Source organism: Streptomyces rubrogriseus (assembly GCF_027947575.1).
GTDB classification, from domain to species: Bacteria; Actinomycetota; Actinomycetes; order Streptomycetales; family Streptomycetaceae; genus Streptomyces; species Streptomyces rubrogriseus.
In genome coordinates this window covers 4,447,610-4,467,219 of the sequence record NZ_CP116256.1, presented here as the reverse complement: position 1 = coordinate 4,467,219, position 19,610 = coordinate 4,447,610, and the positions used below count along the sequence as shown (strand labels likewise).

Below are 19,610 nucleotides of genomic sequence, written 5' to 3'. Positions count from 1 at the left end.
TCGGACAACAAGCGGACGATCCGAAAGGAGCGACTACACGCAGCCGGTGGCATCGGTAGCGACGACAACCGTCCACCAGGAGGTCACTTTGGCAGCCATCGCTTCCGGCTCTGACGGAAGGGGGGTGAGACCGAAGTGATCTACCAGCTCATGCCGCAGGAACTCGCCGATCTCCACTTGGTCGGCGCTACGTCGGAGCCGCTGCAGGAGAGGGACGAGCATGCAGTCGTACTCGTCTTGCACCTCGTCAGCGACACCAATCGGGTCCCACTCATTGAGCAGGTGCCGCAGGCCGTTCTCGGTGACGTCGGTTCCAGGTCGCATCGCTCCAGGGTGCCACTCCGGAACCCCGGTGATCGCTCGCCCCAACTTGATCCAACGAAACCGCCTAGCTGCCCTCCTCCGGAGGGCAAGCACACGAGCATGGGCCTGCATTGCTGTCCCGGCGTCGGCTGCGGGCGCGTTCCAGTGCTGCCGAGGCTGTCAGGAGCGCTGTTGAGACGCCGCACCAGGCGCTCGCCATGGTTCCGTTCTGCGCGAGCAGTTCCTGCGCCGTGAGGAGGGCACCGACCGCGTCTCCCAGAGCGGTGATGACTGTGCCGGCCATGAGGGCGGCTGGTTTCTTGTGCCGGAGGCTAAGTTTCATGACGGCTCCTTGCCGAACTCGCTGAGCGGTGCAGCGGAGTCGTCAGTCTCGGGTGCGTCCGTCTGTTCGTCAGGGGCCGTTGCCGTTCGCTGTTCCAAGGCGCCGCTGAGCGAGCACACTGGAGATGGAATCCGGCGTGGCCATTCAAGGTGGCCCTTGACTCGAGCAGGGCATGGGCGCTAAGCGCCCCGAGCGCAGAGGGTGTGGCATGGCGACGCAGTGGACGTGGCAGAGGTGGTCGTCCCGTTGGGCGGGGGCCCCTGGCGAAGACCTGGCCTCTGTCTTTCGACGGGTCCGGGTCAGCCGCACGGCCAATACGCAGGCGACGTGGGCGAGGGACGAACGGACGCGCGCGTTCTGTGACCTGGGCGCATACCTGCTGCACCAGCATCATCTGAAGGGAGAAGCGGCCGCCGAGCGGCGTCTCTTCCGCAACCTCAGCGGCGAGGAGCTGATGCACGCGGCCGCGCGGCTGATCCCGGACCCGGAGCTTGCACAGTCGCTGGACAAGCAGCGGTGGAGCGATACATGGGGTCACCAGGAGGCATTCATCGAAGACCTTTTGGCCTACATCTTCCGCAGCGGCCCCACGCTGCGAAGAATCCTCGAGGCTCAGCAACAACTCGTCGTCCATGCACAGTCGATGTCGCTGGGCGAGCTCATCCGTGCCGGCGTAGAGGTGGAGATGGCGTCGAGCGCGGAAGACCCCGTCGTCGCCCTGCAGACCTTCTTCGAAGCTGCCTTGCCGCACAAGCCGAGCATCCGCGAAGCCGTTGCCCGGATCGAAAACGAAATGCTCCTCGTCTGGGCCAGTCTGTACGAGTCCCTGCTCACTGCCTACGAGGTGCCGCTGCGCCCAGGTGTGACCTACTTGGACATGGCCGGGTTGTTCAACACCATCATCGAGGGAGCTCTGATCCGCACGCGATCCCTTGGGGCGGCACCGCGAACCTCCACGGGTGAGCACATCCTCGCTGCGGCCATCATGAAAATGCTGCCAGGCCTGTGCGAGATCACGCCGCCTCAGATAGAGACACGCCAGCGCCTGCTGCCCCTCCCCCTCCCTCCCGACGCTCCCGCCGCGGGCGAGTGAGAGCAATCGGCTTTCGCCGAACTCTGAGACTCGGACCGCCGGAGGTCGCTCATCGCTCCCGCCGTGCATCGCAGCCGCTGAGGCATCGTCGCCACTGACCCCACCTCCAGAGTGGCAACGACACACAGGCCCTGATGCAGCCAGCTCTGAGGGATGGGCGGCACCGCAGCCCCAGCTCTACAGGCCAGCCCGGAGCCCTCCCCGGCTGGGGCCCCTCGGCCGTGCCGGAGCAGGTGAGGAATAGGGACTGCTGGTCCCTCGGTTTCTCCTCCGATCCGGTGGCCGTGCCGCCGGCCCCGGACGCGTCGGCGCCGGCACTTGGTAGCAAGAGCGCGAGCCGCCAGTTCTTCGAAGGGACATCCGTGCGTCGTACCCTCGCGCTCGCCGCCATCGTGACCGCCCTACTCCTCCCCGCCCCCGCCCACGCCGCCCCGAACGTCTGTCGTGCAAGGGAACACCGAAGAAGCCTGGGGAAGCCGCGGATGGGGAGATGTGGCACCGCCCCCCTGAAGGGGCGATCGGGCCTACCCGGCGGCTCGTGCAGCTGGCGGCGTACACGAACCGGGATGCCCTGCGGCCCTCTCTGACTCTGTGTTCGCCCTGGCCCTGGGCTCGTCCAGGGCGGTTGCCGCGGGCCCAAGCAGGTGCTGATGATGTGAATGCAGGCACCGGGGCCATACAGAAGCTGGTCGGTTCTTTCCTGAACTGCTGGGTTCGAGGGTGGCTTGATCGTCAGTACAGGCAGACAAATGGTGCGGAAACGTGAACATCGCACGGTGACGGGGAAGATCCGTGATGCTAGAACGCAGCCGCACGAGTGCCCGCGACGAAGGAGAAGACATGGCTGGCCTCATCGCATGCCAGGACTATCCCGTAGACGTGGACTTCAGTGGGTGGGCCTTGCAGGATTTTGACGATTCCCAGGTCCCGGTGCTGTTCCCCGAGGGTTTCGAGGCCGAAGCGTTTCTCACTGCTCACCGGGGCCGTCTGGACTTTCACAGCGCCGGCCACACGCACACCGCTTCGTTGTCGGTGGAGGTCTGGGACGTCGAGCCGGAGCCGCCGGAGGGAGTCTGGGAGGAGACTGCCACGGCGAGCATCGTCTGTGCGTCGGGCAGGCTGCGAGCGACGGGGGTTGCGGGAGGTCCGATGCCGTGGGTGATCGACTTGTCGGACGGTCCGGGTGTCTGGATGGTGCGGGTGGTGTGCTCGGGGCGGGCTCAGGTGGCAGCGCAGGCCTCGCACGGTGTGGTGCACGGGGTGGAGCGGTACGTGGCGCAGTTCTGGCCACAAGAGTAGGCGGCTGGGGCTCAGCGCCGTGGCGTGGTCCGCCCCAGCCGCAGGGAACGATCGCTACGGAGTGATCTCGACGAGGAAGCCGTCGTCGGGGCCGTCGAGGAGCCGGTTCTTGTTGTAGTACTGGCCGAGGAGGTTTCCGGCGGCGCCGTTGTCTTCCTTCTTCACGGCCATGACGCTGAAGTTACCGGGTTCGGCGAGCGGGTCGTAGGTCGGCTGGGCTGAACCCTCATAGGTGGCTGCCATCGGGTATTCGTCGCACTCGCGGGCGTAGCCTGCCGATGTCGCGTAGTCCTCGCCGAAGTACTTCTGGCAGTTGTAGACGGAGCGGTTGCGGTTCTGTTCCCGGCGCTTGGTGTCCCAGTAGAGGCGGGTCAGCGGAGCGTCGGCGGTCTGTCCCGGGACGTCCTTGGTCGCCAGGGGAGGCTGTGTTTTGCCCGGTTCGGTGAACGCCTTCTGGATGTGCAGGGCTACTTCTCTCTCTGGGGCGCCGGCCGCGGTGCTGTACTGCAGCGGGGTCATGACGGCCCAGGTGGCGGCGCCGCCTGCGGCTGCGTTGGGCAGGTAGTCGGCCTTGTCCCAGCGGGGCGGCAGCATGAACAGATTGCCTCCGGTGATGGGTTCGGTGGTCCAGGCCGGCGGTGCCTTGATGCTGATGTTCGGTATGTAGACCGCGGCGAGGTGATCGGCTCGTGTTCCGGTGGATCCCTGGCCTGGGGCGGCGTACACCGTGTGCTGGAAGGTGTCGGTTCCCAGCAGTTGTGTCCACGTCCGGGTGAAGGGCATGGCTACCCCGCCCTGGGTGTACTTTGCTGTCGATGGCCAGCTCTGGGCGATTCCGCCCTTTGTGGTGATGCCCATGGAGGGTGCGCCGTTGTCGCCGACCGCGGTGAAGTCGGTGAAGTGGTAGGTGATCGTGAGCGTCCTGCTGTTTAGCGGGATGGTGCCGATGGCGAGTACGTCGAAGTGGCTGGTGCCGACCGGGCGACCGTTGCGCAGCCAGACCTGGTCGAATTGCTTGCCGGAGCAGACTGCGTAGCGGGACTTGATGTAGATGGATGCTGTCGCGAGTCCCAGAACGCATTCCTGTTTCGTCATGGTGTGCGGGGGTTCGGGGAGGGTGACTGCTGACGGCGCCATGGCGGCGGACGGCTCGCGTCTGGGTGGCTGGTCACGGGCCGACTCTTCCGCTGCGCGGGGCGCGAAGGTCTTGGCGGGTCCTACCGTTTCATGCGGCAGGAGCCCCTGCGCAGCCGCTTCCTCCGCCAGGCCGCTCAGTGTGGATCTTCTCGACTGCTGCAGGTCTGCCAGGTCGAGAGGTGCGGCGTTGAGCGGCCGCATGTAGGTCTCGACGCGTAAGGCGTCGGAGTCGCCTGCATGCGCACTGCCCAACGGCACCAGGAGCGAGGCCAGCAGTCCCGGGACGAGTACGGCAGCTGCACGTATCCGGGCTCGTGAGAGCGAACGTCTTAGTGTCATCGGCACCCCAGTTCACAGGTACACGCCACATCGCGTGAGTCTCCCCAGGGCTACCGATCACAGGAAGTTCACAACCGGCGGACAGTCTCCACTGACGTGATCTCTGCGGAGGACGACCGAAAAACGGATCAAGGCCCGCACCAACGGGCTGATCCAACGGTCCGCGACGGTCCGATCCGTCGGTTTTGTGCCCGACGTAGACAGCTGATGGGTTTGCCTGTGAGGCGGACCGGTTCAGCGGCAGGCTTCACAGTGTTGGCGCGCTCGCCAGGCCACCAGAGCGTAGTGCTGCGGGGAGTTGGGTACGAGACGGACCGATCCGCCCCGCGCTCCTCTCGGGTATTTCTGGAGCGCTGGGCGCACGGCAAGGCCGGCCTCCCCCATACCTTGAGGGGATGCCGGCCTGGAGCGGTCTCACGCGGCAACGTGATCGCGCAGGGTTCCTGATCTGCTGGGTGGAGCCCGCAACTGTCAGGAGTGGCACATGCCGTCGTGCCGCTCGAATAGTGCCCGGGGCCCCTGAACGGGCTTTGAACACGATTGGGATGGCGCGGCATCTATTTGGCGTGACGGGGGCAAGAAGAGTTGCCGTCGGCGATAAACGTGCTGGCCTGCCGGGTGCTCGCCAGCAGCGGCGCTTGGACGGCCCCGCACAAAGGTCTTGGACGCCTACGCATCATCAATTCTGGGGGTATCCCCCGATCGGCGGGGCGGGTGGCAGGATGCAGGCCCCGGACGGCGTCGGCAAACGCCGTTCCGGCTGTTCGACATTGGAGCCCGCAACGCGCCCCCGTCTGGGCGGGGTGCACTTGATTCCAGGAGAAGACCATGCCTCGAACCTTCGCTTCAGTACGGTGCGTGCTGCACGGCTCATCGGCCGGGCACCGGTCCCCGTTCGCCGACGCCATGGTGATCGTGGTGATCGCCGTGCTTGCCTGCGTCCTGTCCGTCTACGGCCTGGAGCTCTCTTCGGTTCTGGCTGTGCTGGGCGGGGCCGGTCTCGTGGCGGCCGGCACGCTGACTGCCGTTCGTGGAGCGGGCAAGCGTCTGCACCGATCCGTGGTGCAGGCTGCGACCGCTCTCGCCGCCGGCTGACGACCATAGGGCTGTGGGGCGCAAGGAGAGACCGATCGCCTCGTCGAACCGGGCCCTGGTGAGGCTGGCCAGGTGGCTGCGCGACCAGCGTTCGAACACGGGCTGCTCATACGCCGAGTTGGCCGCACGTGTGGGCCTTCACGCCACCACACTGCAGCGGGCGGCATCGGGCCGGTCCGTGCCCAGTGAGCGCAGCGTTCGCGCATACGCCATCGCCTGCGGTGCACCGGTGGACACAGCGATGGATCTGTGGCGGCAGGCTCGCCGGGGCAGGCTTCGCAGTGCGGACTCTGCGCCGGCGAGCCCGCAGGACATCGACGGCGTGGAGATGCTCCGTGCGGCTTTGCGGGAGTTGTACGAGTCGGCCGGGCGTCCCTCGGTGCGTGTGATGGAGAGGCGTGCGGGTGCGGGGCGGCTCCCTCACAGCACCGCCCATCGCATCGTGCTCGGCCGGACGGTGCCGCGTGACGAGCACCAGCTGACCGGCTTCCTCACGGCCTGCCTGGTCGCCTCGTCAGAGCATGCGGCGTGGGTCGCGGCGTGGGAGCGCGTCCGGGGCGGGCAGCACGCCAGCGTGTTCTCTCCCCTGCCGCCGCACAGGCCCGCGGCTCCGGCCGTGCCTGTGCGGCCGTCGGTTCCCGCATCTGGCCTGTACGCCGCGGCGCTGGGGCCGGTGCGGCTGTGGCGGGATGGCGAGCAGCTGCCCACCGGCTCGCCCCAGCAGCGAGCCCTGCTGGCGGTATTGGTGCTGCGGGAAGGACGGACCGCGACAGCGGCGGAGATCGTTGACGCGTTGTGGGGTGAGGACCCGCCGCCTCAGGCCCTGGCCGCTGTACGGACATATGCCTCGCGGCTGCGTAAGGTGATGGATCCGGGAACGCTCGTGAGCGAGTCCGGCGGCTACGCGGCACGCCTCCCTGACCAGGCGTGCGACGTGACCATGGCAGCTCATCTGGCACGGCAGGCCGAGCAGCTGCGCATACGCGGAGATCTGCAGCGTGCACGGATAATCCTGCGGCACGCTCTGGGACTGTGGGAGGGCGAACCGCTTGCCGGAGTTCCAGGACCTTTCGCCGAGACCCAGCGCGTTCGTCTGGAGGAGTGGCGGCTGCAACTGCTCGAAAGCCGCGTGGACATGGACCTCGCATGCGGTCTGCACGCGGACGTCGTGCCCGAGCTGACTTCAATGGTGTCCGTGTATCCACTGCGGGAGCGTCTGCGCGAGCTGCTGATGCTCGCCCTGTATCGCGCAGGAAGGCAGGCTGAGGCCCTCGCCGTGTACGCGGACGTCCGTAGGCTGCTCGCCGACGAGCTGGGGGTCAGTCCGCGGGACGGGCTGGCCCGGCTTCAGCAAAGGATCCTCCAGGCCGACCCAGAACTCGCACTCGGGGCGGCTGCATCCTCCGGCGGCACGCAGGCTGCTGCGTTCGTGCGCCCCGCCCAGCTGCCAGCCGCCCTCCCCGACTTCGTAGGACGCTCAAGCGTGCTCGCCGAACTGACGAGCGTGCTGAGCGCCACCGGCGACGGCCTGCAAGTCGCAGCTGTCTGCGGCCCGGTAGGTGTGGGCAAGACCGCCCTGGCCGTGCAGGCCGGACATGCAGTTACGCAGTTCTTCCCGGACGGCCACCTCTATGTAGATCTGCACCGGACGACGCCGGAAACAGCGCTCGCGGCGGCACTGCGCGCACTCGGGGTGGCAGAGTCGATCATTCCAGCAGGGCTCGAGGAGCGCTCCGCGCTGTACCGCTCGGCGCTTCACAGCCGCCGCGTCCTCGTGGTCCTGGACCACGCAAAGGACGCAGGACAAGTCCAGTGGCTGCTACCCGCCGCACAGGGGTGCGCCGTACTGGTCACCTCCCGAACGCGAATGATCGACCTCCCCGGCGCCCACCTGGTCGAGCTCGACGAGATGTCCCCCACCGAGGCACTCCACCTCTTCACCCGGATCGCCGGCCGCCCGCCCACTGACGACCAGGGACCGGCCCGCTACGTGACGGCCGCATGCGGCTTCCTACCGCTCGCTGTCCGTGCCGCTGCCTGCCGTCTACTGGCACACCGGACCTGGACGATCTCAGATCTCGCGGACAGGCTCGCAGACGAGGACGGGAGGCTGGACGAGCTGCAGGCAGGGAACATGTCCGTAAAGCCGGTTATCGAAAGCAGCTACTGTCAACTCAGTGCCGAACAAGCCGCCGCTTTACGTATGCTGAGCACAGCGGACGCGCTGGTTTCCCTGCAGCAGGCGGCACGTACCCTCGACTGCGGCATGACTGATGCCGAGCGCCTTACGGAGGCCCTCCTCGACAGCGGACTGCTGACATCCGCCGGAGGCGGGCTCTATCAGATGCCTCTACTGGTCCGGCTCTACGCCAGAACCCTCCCCTGCCCATGACGTCGGCGTCCCGCGACTCCCCGCACAGCACAAGTGCCAGGCCGCCGACGCCCCTCCGACAGCCTCACCGACGGAGTTCACCCGATAGAGCGACGGAATGCGAACACGAGTACACAACTGGAACACAGGTCTTTCCATCCGGGTCACTCACAGCGCCGGCGCGGTGTGGCCCGGTCAGGGAACGAGACGCGCCTGGCAGCCTCCGGCCCATGTGCTCCAGCTTTGATGACTACGCGCGGGCCGACGATGCACTCAGCACCACCCCGGGGCGGCAGGCCCTGTGGAATGTGCGGTCGTGCGAGGTCATGACGATCGTATGCCCGACCTGCGGGGCTGCCAGAAACGCCCCGTGCCGAACTCTGTGGGACCGTCCCACCGCCGCGCTGCACCGCGGCCGCACGATCCGCTACGTGAAGATGCGCTTCGCCCTCGACCTCGCCGAGCCCCACGAACGTCCCGTCCAGCACCGGACCGGTCCCGTGCTCTCCGGCGTGGGCCTCAGGGCCACCCGTACGCCGCACCTGCAGCCGTGGCGGCTCCCTATGCATGAGCTGGCGGATCTGGTGACCGTGAGCTTCCTCGACCTGGCCAAGGTGGTCACCGCGCACGCATGCGGGCTCCAGCGAACCGGCCTGGACGAGCTGCTCTTCGGTCCGGATCGCATCGAGCAGAGTATCGATGCCCTCACTTACGCGGTGCACGACCGGCAGATCCGTCGTGAGGTCCGCGTCCTGTCCGGCAGCGGCCGCGAAGAGGTGGAGGACTTGGCCGTACAGGAGCGGGCCGTACGCAACCAGCTGCGCGATGCGGAGCGGCGCCTCAAGGGGCAGCGCATCGCGGAACTCACCGCCGCGGGGGTCCTCCCGTTCCCCGCGGCAACCAACGACTCCCGGCGCCTGGCACGGGCGTGGCTGGGCCGATACCTCCCGGAGGAGAAGGAGACGCTGGTACGCCGCCTGGCGGCAGACGCAGGCGTCGCTCCTTCGGCCACCGTGCACATTCGTTCCATCCCGGAAAAGATCACGCGCTGCATCGACAACGGATGGCTCGCCGCGCCGGTCACCGACGTGGTGCGCGAGTTGCTCGAGCTTGACGGGCCGGCCTTCCGGCGGCGCATCGTCGCGGACGCCGCACGGCAAGACGCCCGCGACGACGCGCTGTGCCATCCGCTGGTACTTAACCGGTGGCGCGACCAGCTCACCGAGGCCCTGATCGAGATGGCCCCGAGCGCGCGCAACCCCCACCCCAAACACCTGCACGACCTCACACTCACGGGCCGGCATCGCCACGCCCCACAGCTCGGACAACTCCACGGCCGACGACGCCTGTTCGCCGCACTACTGCAACGCCGCTCCGAATCCATCCGGCTGATCACCGCACTCAACGACGGGATGACCCTGGCCGAGCACCGGGACCCCAGCTACAAGCTGCTTAAGCAGGCCGGGGACCAGGCCTACGACGAGCTCGTCCGCCGCCACCCCGACCTCTACCGGCACATCCGCGCCCACCTGGCCCGGCACGAGACGCGCTACGGACGCCTGCAGCTCACGGAGCCGCGTGCCCAGCTACGCGCCCGAATCTACGACGAGCTGGACCGGATGCGGCAGGCGCCATTGGCCTCACCCGCACGCCGCTGACGTTCCGAGGGGGGCATATAGGTGGCCGATAGGCAGGGCAGGAGCATCGTGTCTCGTTCGTCATCCGCTGTGGTGCTCGTAGCCGTTGAGGCCGGCCGGACTGTGGTCTGTGTCCTCCCCTTGGGTGGGGTGTTCAGTCGGTACCGACGTGTCGTGGGCGTCTCTTAGTTGTTGTGCGATGGCCTCGCCACCGAATTCGGTGAGGGTGGTACTGAGGCGGTCGATGATGAATCTCTTGGCGTCGGTCGGCAGGTCCGCGAACCACTTGTCGAGGAGGAGCGCTGTCTGCACCCACCTGGCGCCGGGGGCGTAGGCGGCTACGGCCCTGGCGATTTGGGGGAGGATGTCCAGGGTTTGCTGGGTGATCGCTTGGGGCGAGTGGAGGAGTAGCTGCGCGAGGAGCAGGTTGGGGTCTTCGCGCAGCTGGTCTCGGTAGGTTTCGGCTTGGGCCATTGTCATCTGCTTGAGTTCCCACTGCGTTTGTGCTCGGGCGCGCAGGCGAAGGCGGGTGTGGGCCACGTGTTGAGTCTCTGGGTGGACGTGTACCAGTACACGTGCCCAGTTGAGGCTCACGGTGGTCTCTGGCAGTTGTCTTGGTCCGCCGAGGAGTGCGTTGACCCGGTGCTGCAGTTCTGCAGCGGCGAGGACCGAGTGTTCAGCTGCCAGCCGTTTCGTTTCGTCGATGACATGGCAGGTCGCGGATGCGGCGGGGTCGTGGTGGCCTCGGCGTGTGGCCCGCCAGTGTCCTTCGGCGTGCACGTCGAAGCGGAAGTCGGCCTCTGTGCTGGCAGCCGTGAACGTTGCTGTCAGCGTGCCCTGCCGTCCCGGCCAGAGCCGGATCCTAGTCACCCGTCGATGCGTCCTCTCTGTCCTGGCTGCGGTGAGGGTCTGCCTGCATGGTGCGGTGCATGAGCATGGTGTGGACGTGCTCGCGGTCGTGATGGTGGGTGGTGCCGTGCCGGATGAGCCATCGTTCGGCCATGCGGACGAGATTGAGGTAGCGCTGGCCCCGCAGATCGTGGCCGGCGACGTCGTGCACGGACCGGACCAGCGTGGTGAGGATGCGTTCTGTGGTGTCCGGTCGTGTCGTGGCTGCGTCGAGCCAGACGGCGCAGGCGTGGTGTGCGGTGGGGCTGGGCTTTTCAGCCTCGAGCGTGGTTCTCCAGCCGCGGATGACCCAGGGGGCTGCTTCGGCATTCGATGCGTGCAGCAGGGCTGGGAGGCCGGCTGGGTCGCGTTGTGCGGCGAGGTGTACGAAGGCGCTGGCCGCGGCATGTTGCAGGGCCTGGTCGGTGCTGGTGAACCATGAGTCGAGTGTCTGGCGGACCTGGGGGCGGAGCTTTTCGCTGCTGAACAGGGTGTTGAGAGCTTCACCGACGGCGTCCGCGACCCCTGGTTTCTGGGAGGAGGCGAGGGTGCCCAGTCGGCGGAGCATGCGTGCGGGTTGTGCGGGGGTGAGGGTTTGGAAGACGTGGGCGAGGGTCCGCAGGAGCGGTGGGCTGGTGTCCGGCTGTCCGGTCCAGCGGTCGGCGGCGTTCTTGACTAGTTGCGCGGTCTGTGGGTCGAGTATGGCTGCGACGATGAGGTCGTGTGCGTGGGGGGCCAGGGCGTCTTCCTGTGCCCAGTCGTCGGCCACCTGGCGCAGCAGTTTGGTGGAGCGGGAGGCTTGGAGGTCGTGCAGCGCCCAGGGGATCATGCGTTCGGCGAGCTGCGTACCTTGCTTCTTTCCGAGGTCAAGACAGAGTTTCGCTGTCCACCGGGTGAAAGGGGTGATGAGTTCGGGCCGGTCACGCCAGAAGTAGCGCACGACGGCCTCGGCAAATCCCGGCCCGGGAAAGCGCAGACGGCCGTCGGGGAGCGGATCGGCTTCGATCTGCCGTGCCAACTGGATCAGGCCCGGTCCCTGCTGGCCCTTGGGCCGTACTCCGGCCGGCTCCTTCTCGTCGAAGGCCTGTGAGAGCGAAGCGATCTTGGTGTGGACGCTGTCGATGGGTTCTCCGCCGTAGACGGCGGTCAGGAGCAGGTAGTTGCGGTCGTAGCTGGTTCTCTGCGGGTGGGAGTGCCAGATGGCAAGCACGTCCATCCATCCGGAGGTGGCATTGGCGGCGGCTGCGACGACCGCTTCGAAGCCCGGGCTCCGTGGGTCGGTTCCTCTGCCGGTGGCGCTGCGGTAGTGGCGTTCGGCGCGGATGAGCGTCTGGGCGTGCTCTTTGACCTGTCCTGGTCGCAGGTTGGCCAGTTGTTCGGTCAGGCGGTGGTCGGCGGCGAAGTCTCTCGCGTGCTCGAAGCCGGCGGACTGCAGGAGTGCGGCGAAGAGCGTGGCCTGGGCCGGAGGGGCTGGGGTGTGTGCAAGGTGGCCGGCTCCGTGTCCGATCTGGTGCCACAGACGGGTGCTGATGAGCACGACGAGGTGGGAGTCGTCCGCGTCCAGGTCCGCGGTGTGGCGGAGTTCGAGGCCGAAGTCGCAGGTGGCCGGGATGCTGTCGTCCGGATCGCGAAGGTCCAGGATCCAGCCGGTGCGTTTGTGACCTCTGATGCCTTCGGTGCTGAAGGCGTCGCCGGGCTCACGGCGGATCCGCCTCAGGGTGCGGGGCTGGCCGGGAAGCGTCGTCAGCAGACGCAGAGCCGTCGTCCACCGGCCGCTGCCGAAGTGATCTGCGAAGAGTACGACGACGCGGTCGTCCTGCAGTCGGCGAGCGAGTTCCGCCTCGTTCTTCACCGGCACGTAGTCGGCGAGTTCCCGGTCCACCCATTGCGGAGGCAGGGGGGCACCGCTGAGGCGTTCCACTGCCTCGAAGAACTGTCCGATCATGGTGCCGTGGTTGGTGTCGGCGTGAACGTCGGCGTAGGCCCCGCTTGGGAAGGCGGGCGCCTCGCCGGAGCCGTCCGCAGCGGCGTCGGCGGTGGCGGGAAGAGTGACAGCCGTCGGCTCACCGGGGGCCTCCGGCTGTGTGTGCCTCGTCGGCTCCTCCCCCCTCACGTCGCCGTTTCCCTCGCCGGCGCCGGGGGCGTCGTCGGTGTCCTCTGTACGCGCCGGACCGGCTTTGGGCGATTCCGCCGTGGTGTGTGCCGGGTACGCCGCTAGGTGAGGGGCGGCGGCCGGGGCGGGAGACGGTGAGGGCTCTCGTGTGCTGAGGTTGCCGGAACTCGGCGTCAGGGGCTGTCGCGTGTCCTTCTCATCGACGGACTGCGGGAGATCTTCGTCGGACCCTGCAGCTGGGTTGTCGGAGACGGGCTGGGTCATGCGGTGGGTTCCTCCTCGGGAGAGAGCAGAGGGGAGGCTGGCAAGGGCAGCGGTCAGCTGCGGCCGTCGATGATCGGGGCTTTCATCCCGACGACCCTGCCCCCGGCTTCGACGATCCCGGCCCTGATCGTGCTCGTGGCGGCGCCGAGGATGGCCTGCTCTGCTTCCATGCCGACCACTTCGCCGGTCACGGTGTCGTAGTGCTGGATGCTGAGGGGGCCGCTGCTCTGTCGCGTCTCCCCCTGGAAGGTGAACCGCTGGCCGTAGACGCGCTCCAGTCCTTCACGCACCCTTCCGAGTGCCTGCATCAGGTCGGCGTCGTGTGCGGTGATCAGGTGGGGGTCGCGGTCGTAGGGTCGCAGTCCGAATGCCAGGGCCTCCAGCACCGGGGCGTGGTCAGCGAGTTCCTCCTCGTCGATCCGCAGCGGCAGTTGGAGACTGCCGACCAGTTCCACCGGGATGTCCGGGTCGTGTTCCGGCTGCTCTGTCCGCGCTGAGCGACGTCGCTCCAGGGCCGTCTGCAGCCGCTGGAACAGGAAGGTGAAGGCCGCCGGCAGTGCGCTGCCAGCGATAAGAGAGAGGTCTGCGGCGTCATTCATGGCTTCCCCCCGGAAGTGGCGACCAAGGACTGGAATACGCGTGCTCTTCTTACCTCCGAGGCGGTGGCGCCCGCACTGTTTCCAGCACTCATGGCGCGAAAGAAGCTGCCAAATAGGCCACTTCACTGCAGCCGCGCGACTTTATTCGAACACTTTTCGAGCTCGCGCAAACGGTGGTTATGGAGTGGTCACTGTGGTTCGTGAGGAGGCGGTGACACATGGGCTGACGTCGTGTCCGATGCCAGGTGTGTACGGTGACCGGCCTCGCGGTAGACCAACTCGTCGGGGTGGGAGGCGATTCGCGCGGTCCGCCAAGCCACGTCGAAGGACAGGGACCACCCGGATTTCCGCATCAGACGTACTGCTTTCGCACAGGTTACCGGAGAAAGAAGCAGACGCATGGCCGTTGAATTCACGGACAGAGTGTGGCAGGCCCACCGACTCCACCACCCTGAAGATTCCAGCCATTACCCACTAGGAATGTCAGTCCCAATAGTTAACTTGCACCCCGCAAGGCGTGGCGCAGCACAGGTGAATCGCGTGCGAGAGTTCTGCCCGGCATCTTTGGTCCGCCAGATGTCTGGTGGGATCGTCGGTCTGCGGCCTGACAGCCGGGCTGCTTCTACCGCCCGCCTGGTCTGTCCTGGGCCTAATCGATGCGAGGGGCGTGAGGCGCGTCACGGTCAGCAGCCAGGAGAAGCTCCGGAGCGGGCCACCGCCCCGTCCTGGCGGCACTTGCACGAACCAGCAGTCGAACACGGCCTCGCCGCGCCCCGTCATAAGGTGCCCACATGACCGGCCAGGCCCGCACTCGTCGCGCCACAACTGCTCCCGCAGCCCGAGGAGAGTGGCAAGCGGCAGCAGCCCTGGGCACACTCGCCCTCCAGGACAGCCCCCTGCCGACGCACGGTCCCCTTTCTCCCCTGGCCACAGCCATCGGCCAACACGGCGGCTGCGTGCCGCTCCCGTACGGCAGGGGCAGTGCTGCGTCGCCCGGACCGGCGAGGCCGCTTCAGGAATACTGTATGCCACGCCCTCGATCCGGTGGCTTCAGCAACAACGGCTGCCTCACCGCAACAGCCTGATCCGCTCTCTCGTCGAGATCGAACTCCTCGCCGTCGCAGAATCCCACCGCACCCAGGACGTCGGGACCGCGCGTCGCCGCCCCCGGTGCCACTGGACGCCTGGGCCCACCTGGCGGGCTGACCGCCTCAGGCCGGCGGCACCAGAGCGGTCCGAGAGGCAGGCGATGCCACAGGGTGCTCGTACTGTGCAGGCAGGCACCAACTCACCATCGGAGGCCGACCGTGAACTCGAGCTACTACCGCGGCCTGCTGGACCGCAAGAGCAAGGAGCATGCCGCCGCAGAGAAGAAGGCTGGAGACTTCCAGACCAAGGCAGCCGGCAAACAGACCGCCGCCGCGAAGGCACGTGCCGCAGCGGGGAGGTCGAAGAACGCCAGCACCGTCAAGAACAAGCAACGCGAGGCGGACCGGTACGACACCCAGGCGAACACCGCATCCCGCGAGGCAGCCAAGTGGAACACGAAAGCCGCCGCCCTCGCAAAGGAGGTGGGTGAGACGCGGGCCAAGCTGGCCAAGGCGGAGAAGTCAGAGCGAGAGGCCACAGAGCGGACCCGCCAGCGTGAGCAGCTGACGGCCGACCGCCGTGCCGCCGCTGAGCAGAAGGACCTCCAGCGGCGCCTGAGCACGGCAGAGCAGCAAGTGGGCACGGTGCTGCGAGAGCTGAGGGCACCGAAGCCGGAGAAGCTCCGTGTGCTGATGCTGGGTGCGTCCTCCGAGGGAGATCTCCGGGTCGGACGGGAGCAGTCGCGTATCCGTTCCGCCGTTGAACGGGCCCTGCACCGCGACTCGGTGGAACTCGACGTCCGGCCCGCCGCCACGGCAGCGGACCTCCTGGACGGCATCACCCGGTTCCGGCCCCACGTGGTGCACTTCTCTGGCCACAGCGATGAGGGCCTGATCGTCTTCGAGGAAGACGTCGACCAGCCGCACGAGGGAGCTGTCGTCACCGCGAGGGCCTTCGCCCGTGCCGTCGCCGCTACCGACGAGACGCCCCTGCTCGTCCTGCTCAACTCCTGCCGCTCCGCCAGCCAGATCGACCAACTGATCGGCACGGTCGACTTCGCCATCGGCATGTCCGACGAGATCGGCGATGCCGACGCGATCTTCTACGCCGCCCAGTTCTACGCCGCCGTCGCCAACGGCCAGTCCATCGGCTCCGCCCACGCGTCCGGGCAAGCTGCCGTAGAACTTGCTGGCCTTCCCGACCACGATCTCCCAACCCTCGCCCACTCGCCCGACGTCGACCCTCGGTCCACCTTTCTCGTCACGCCTCCCCAGTAGTCACGATCCGCAAGGCACCACAGCGTGCTGCAAGGGCCGCCACCTTCGGCCTCGGAACTGGGCGTTCGCTGGGACCATGTGTTGCACAGAACCTCAACGGCCGGGCGCAGCGACATCCATGGCCAAGCATGTCCTCGGCGTGGCTCCGCGCTCGTACATGGAGGAACTCTGGAGTCGAACAGGTGACGGTTCGGCTGCTCGAGCGCGCGGGTCATCGCGAACATCCGCTGGCCTCACTCGGCGAGCGACGAGCCGTCGGCGACAGCGCCCGGACGTCCGCTCCAACCACGCGGGCCGCGGCCGCGTGTCGTTTCATCCCCGGACAAGAGCCCGTCCGACGGGCACGACCAGCAGCTGCGCGCGAGGAAGGCGTAGTTGTGGCGGACGGCCGCCTCGTACCCGGACGTCCCCGTCACGACAGCTCCAGCGGCAGGACACGGGGAACAAGCCGCGGGCGCCACCGTGCCTTCGGGGACAGCTCAGGGCCGTGGGCCAGGATCTGCAGGCAGATCCTGCGGGCGCTTACGGTCGGGGATGGCGAGTTCGAACCAGACTACTTTTCCTGTGGAGAGTCGGCTGACCCCCCACCGCCTCGCGATTCTGTTGACCAGGTAGAGCCCGCGGCCAGCCTCGTCCAAGCTTTCCGGCCGGCGAGCTCTGGGCAGGCTCGGCTCGTCGTCCAGGACTTCGCACCGTAGTACGTCGGTTCGCAGCAGCCGCAGCGTCAGGCGCTGGGACGTGTGGCGCGCTGCGTTCGTCACGAGTTCGCTGACCAGCAGTTCGGCGGCTTCCGTCATCTCTTCCAGCCGCCAGCGTGAGAGCGCATCCCGTGTGAGGGTTCGTGCTTCGCGTGGTGACCTGTCTGTCGCCTCGAGTGGCCAGTGAGCGACGTCGTCCGGGGCGATGCCGTCGAAGCGGGCGGCGAGCAGGGCGACGTCGTCCTCCCGCCATCTTTCGGCTGTTCCAAGAAGGGGCGTCATCACGTCATCGCAGAATGACTCGAGGTCGAACACGTCGCCGCTCTTGGCCCGCTGGCCTGCGGCGGCCTGCTCGCGCGCCTGCTCGATGCCGCTCCACACGTCACGCTCTCTCGTTTCCACCAGGCCGTCGGTGTACATGAGGAGCATCGCTCCGACAGGGGCGTCGACCTCTATGGTCTCGTAGTCCACCCCGCCCACACCGATGGGGGCACCGGGCGGCACCTGCAGTACCTCGGCCCGGCCGTCCGGGTGGAGCAGGATGGGCGGGGGGTGGCCGGCGTTGGCGACGGCGAGGCGCTGGGAGACCGGGTCGTAGACGGCGTAGAGGCAGGTCGCTAGGTGGCTTGGCCCGAGGCGCTGGGCTTGCTCGTCGAGGTGGTGCAGGACCTCGTGGGGCGGCAGGTCGAGGCCGGAGAGGGTCTGCACGGAGGTGCGCAGTTGGCCCATGATGGCGGCGGAGACTCTGGCGTGGCCCATGACATCGCCGATGACCAAGGCGGCCCGGCTGCCGGGGAGGGAGATGGAGTCGTACCAGTCGCCACCGACCCGCGCGGTCTCAGTGGCCGGTAGGTAGCGGAAAGCCAGTCGGATGCCGGTGGGCTGGGCGAGGCTGTCGGGCAGCATGGTCCGTTGGAGTTCCATCATCGCCGTGGCCTGACGCTGGGCCAGCAGAACCTGATCGATGCCGAGGACAGTGTGCGTGGCCATCTGCGCCGCGACCAGCAGGTCCGACTCGTCATAGGGCGTCGGGCCGTACCGCAAGAGGACGGCGCATCCGACCAGCAGCCTCCTGCTGTGCAGCGGGGCGATGATCGCGTGGGCCCGGGACCCGGCCAGGCCGGCGTCGATGTCCGCCAGCGCTGCGCGGGAGAGGGGGTCGCCGACGGCGACGGGCCGGACGCTGCCGAGGACCTCGGCCAGCGGGCCGCCCCCGGGGACGGCGAGCGCTTCGGGCACCGCGGGAGGCGGGTGGGCCGTCTGCCCGCCCGCCTGCTGGCGGGCCAGGCGTATGGCTCCGAAGATCAGCGTGTCGTAGTCCTCCAGCGGGTCCCTGAGGTAGAGGACGACTTGATCGGCGAAGTCGGGTACGGCTGCGCGGCCGAGGCCGGCGCTGACCTCCTCGATGCTGGTGCCGGCGGCGATGGTCTCCGCGGCGGAGGCGAGCCGCATGCGGTCCGGCGATGGTGCGGGGTTGCGGCCGGGCCCGTCCGGCGCGAACGGCGGGGTCAGGGGGTTGTGCGCAGTTGTTGGCAACAAAAGACCGCTGGCTTGCGTCTGAGACTCTGTGGCGAGCTCTGACCGTGGCAGGGCGTCGGTGAGGGCCTGTCCGGGGATCGTGCGGCTGCCGTGGTCCGAGCCAGCGGCCGGGGCGATGCCTATGCCGAGGTCCTCCGCGGCCTCTTGAACGGCTTCTTGCTCCAGGTCGAGCGCGGCGCGCACCTTCTCCAGCGTGTCGTCGACGGCGTCGAGGCCCGTCTCATCGGGCGCCGGCGGGACGGACACGGCGGGCAGCGCCTCGTCGGTGGGCCGGGGCGCGTTCTCTGTTCTGGCTTTGAGTACCTCAAGCTCGGCCTCGAGCTCTTGGATCCGCCGGGCCGCATGGTCTGCTACCGCCTGTGCCTGCTGGCGGTCGCTGTCCGCTCGGGCCAGCTGCGTGCGCAGTTCCCGCTCCTGACTCTCGGCCCGCCGCCGCGTCTGTTCGAGGCGGTCGATGCCCGCGGGGCTCTGCGGGGCGGAGCGGAGAGCGTCGATGCGGCGGGTGAGCTCCAGGACCTTCGCCTGGGCCTGGCCGAGCATTCCGAAGAGGATGGTGGCGATCTGCAGCGCCTGCTGTCGCCCCTGCTCGCTGGTCTCGAATGCCCGGCGGGCACGGTTGAGCTCCTCGTAGGCGGTGATGGCTTGGCGCTGGACCTCAAGGACCTCGCGCGCTGTCACCTGGGGACCGCTTCCGTCCGTGGCCGTCGGCGCGGTCTGGGCCAGACGCCACAGTTTTCGCAGTGGGGCCAGCCGCTGCCCGGCCGCCTCGTTGTCGTCGTCGGGGTGGCAGACGTCGGCCACAGCCTCCACCAGGTCCCACGACAGCCCTTCGCCTGCCAGTTGCTTGCGGAGCCTGGTCAGCGACGGCACCTGGCCGCTGACGAAGTGCTCGGCCGTCAGGAATTGGTGGAGGCGGGCCACAGGCATCTGGGCCACGTCCAGCCACGAGCGGAGCGTCCCGACGAGTTCGTTGATCTCCGCGCTGGGGCCGCGCGCCGCCGTCCACGGCCGCCCGGCACGAGTCCGCTCACCCAAAGCGCCGTTCCCTCCCGCCTATTGTTCTGACACAACCTACGGCTTGTCCCTGCAACAACATCCAAGCGCTCGCCCCCTGGGGAGCGCCGGGAAATCGTGGAAGCGCACTCCACGAACCGGTCGTCAAGCCACAGGCGGTGTCACGAATGTCTCCCCGATCAACAGTCGTACTGGTCCTTCTCGCCACCGTCCTCACGGTCTCCCTGGCCTCGGGCGCCGCTGCCGCCGCGCTGGCGCGCTGGGACAACGCGTCCGTCCCCGCAGCCATCACGCGTGCAGGCGTCACCTTCGCCGGCACGCTCTCCGTTGGCCTGGCCCTGACCGCGCTCCTCATCTCCGCGTGGCCGTAGCCGCAGCAGGCCGAGCTCCGGCGGGACGGCCCCAGGCTTCTGCGCGGCCCGTGCTGCAGACGGACGTTGCACCGGCGGTCAGGCGCCCGCCGCGTGGCCGGAGCTACGTAGACGCTCCCGCCCCAGCCGGGAGCCGCCAGC

The 19,610-nt window shown here is 68.0% G+C and carries 13 protein-coding genes; 7 read left to right on the top strand and 6 right to left on the bottom strand.

The genetic code is table 11. The features are described 5' to 3' along the window. Positions 1-33: 33 nt before the first annotated feature. Positions 34-324 carry a hypothetical protein gene (locus tag Sru02f_RS20390; RefSeq protein WP_109031389.1) on the bottom strand — a complete coding sequence of 97 codons (291 nt, stop codon included), beginning with the start codon at positions 322-324 and terminating at the stop codon, positions 34-36. A 530-nt stretch (positions 325-854) separates the two neighbouring features. On the opposite strand from Sru02f_RS20390, the gene Sru02f_RS20385 reads away from it, so the two are divergent. Both Sru02f_RS20385 and Sru02f_RS20380 read left to right on the top strand, forming a co-directional pair. Continuing rightward, positions 855-1,739 (top strand): hypothetical protein, encoded by an 885-nt coding sequence (locus tag Sru02f_RS20385; protein WP_109031388.1) that lies wholly within the window; start codon positions 855-857, stop codon positions 1,737-1,739. A gap of 840 nt (positions 1,740-2,579) precedes the next feature. After that, positions 2,580-3,038, top strand: a complete 459-nt coding sequence (locus tag Sru02f_RS20380) for a hypothetical protein (RefSeq protein WP_109031387.1) — start codon at positions 2,580-2,582, stop codon at positions 3,036-3,038. Between the two features lie 54 nt (positions 3,039-3,092). On the opposite strand, the gene Sru02f_RS20375 is transcribed toward Sru02f_RS20380, so the two are convergent. Then, positions 3,093-4,376, bottom strand: coding sequence for a hypothetical protein (locus tag Sru02f_RS20375; protein WP_167469452.1), 1,284 nt, complete (start codon positions 4,374-4,376; stop codon positions 3,093-3,095). Positions 4,377-5,342: 966 nt separating this feature from the next. On the opposite strand from Sru02f_RS20375, the gene Sru02f_RS20370 reads away from it, so the two are divergent. The 3 genes from Sru02f_RS20370 (at position 5,343) to Sru02f_RS20360 (ending at position 9,638) form a co-directional block, all read left to right on the top strand. Next, entirely contained in the window at positions 5,343-5,609 is a 267-nt protein-coding gene (locus Sru02f_RS20370) for a hypothetical protein (RefSeq protein WP_244941814.1), read from the top strand. Positions 5,610-5,622: 13 nt separating this feature from the next. Then, positions 5,623-8,001 (top strand): BTAD domain-containing putative transcriptional regulator, encoded by a 2,379-nt coding sequence (locus Sru02f_RS20365; protein WP_244941813.1) that lies wholly within the window; start codon positions 5,623-5,625, stop codon positions 7,999-8,001. Between the two features lie 209 nt (positions 8,002-8,210). Then, positions 8,211-9,638, top strand: a complete 1,428-nt coding sequence (locus Sru02f_RS20360; RefSeq protein WP_167469451.1) for a hypothetical protein — start codon at positions 8,211-8,213, stop codon at positions 9,636-9,638. Between the two features lie 60 nt (positions 9,639-9,698). On the opposite strand, the gene Sru02f_RS20355 is transcribed toward Sru02f_RS20360, so the two are convergent. The 3 genes from Sru02f_RS20355 to Sru02f_RS20345 are packed head-to-tail and all read right to left on the bottom strand — an operon-like array spanning position 9,699 to position 13,481. Beyond that, positions 9,699-10,487, bottom strand: coding sequence for a hypothetical protein (locus Sru02f_RS20355; RefSeq protein WP_159107532.1), 789 nt, complete (start codon positions 10,485-10,487; stop codon positions 9,699-9,701). Continuing rightward, positions 10,480-12,882: a hypothetical protein gene (locus tag Sru02f_RS20350; protein WP_159107531.1), complete on the bottom strand. Its 2,403-nt coding sequence runs from the start codon at positions 12,880-12,882 to the stop codon at positions 10,480-10,482. Before Sru02f_RS20350 ends, Sru02f_RS20355 begins: the two co-directional genes overlap by 8 nt. A gap of 53 nt (positions 12,883-12,935) precedes the next feature. Continuing rightward, positions 12,936-13,481 (bottom strand): hypothetical protein, encoded by a 546-nt coding sequence (locus tag Sru02f_RS20345; RefSeq protein WP_109031383.1) that lies wholly within the window; start codon positions 13,479-13,481, stop codon positions 12,936-12,938. 1,307 nt (positions 13,482-14,788) lie between these two features. On the opposite strand from Sru02f_RS20345, the gene Sru02f_RS20340 reads away from it, so the two are divergent. Further along, positions 14,789-15,847, top strand: coding sequence for a hypothetical protein (locus Sru02f_RS20340; RefSeq protein ID WP_109031381.1), 1,059 nt, complete (start codon positions 14,789-14,791; stop codon positions 15,845-15,847). Positions 15,848-16,326: 479 nt separating this feature from the next. Here Sru02f_RS20340 and Sru02f_RS20335 read toward each other — a convergent pair whose 3' ends face one another. Beyond that, positions 16,327-18,276, bottom strand: coding sequence for an ATP-binding SpoIIE family protein phosphatase (locus tag Sru02f_RS20335; protein WP_409351427.1), 1,950 nt, complete (start codon positions 18,274-18,276; stop codon positions 16,327-16,329). A gap of 989 nt (positions 18,277-19,265) precedes the next feature. On the opposite strand from Sru02f_RS20335, the gene Sru02f_RS20330 reads away from it, so the two are divergent. Then, positions 19,266-19,469, top strand: a complete 204-nt coding sequence (locus Sru02f_RS20330; protein WP_109031380.1) for a hypothetical protein — start codon at positions 19,266-19,268, stop codon at positions 19,467-19,469. The last annotated feature ends 141 nt before the right edge of the window (positions 19,470-19,610 follow it).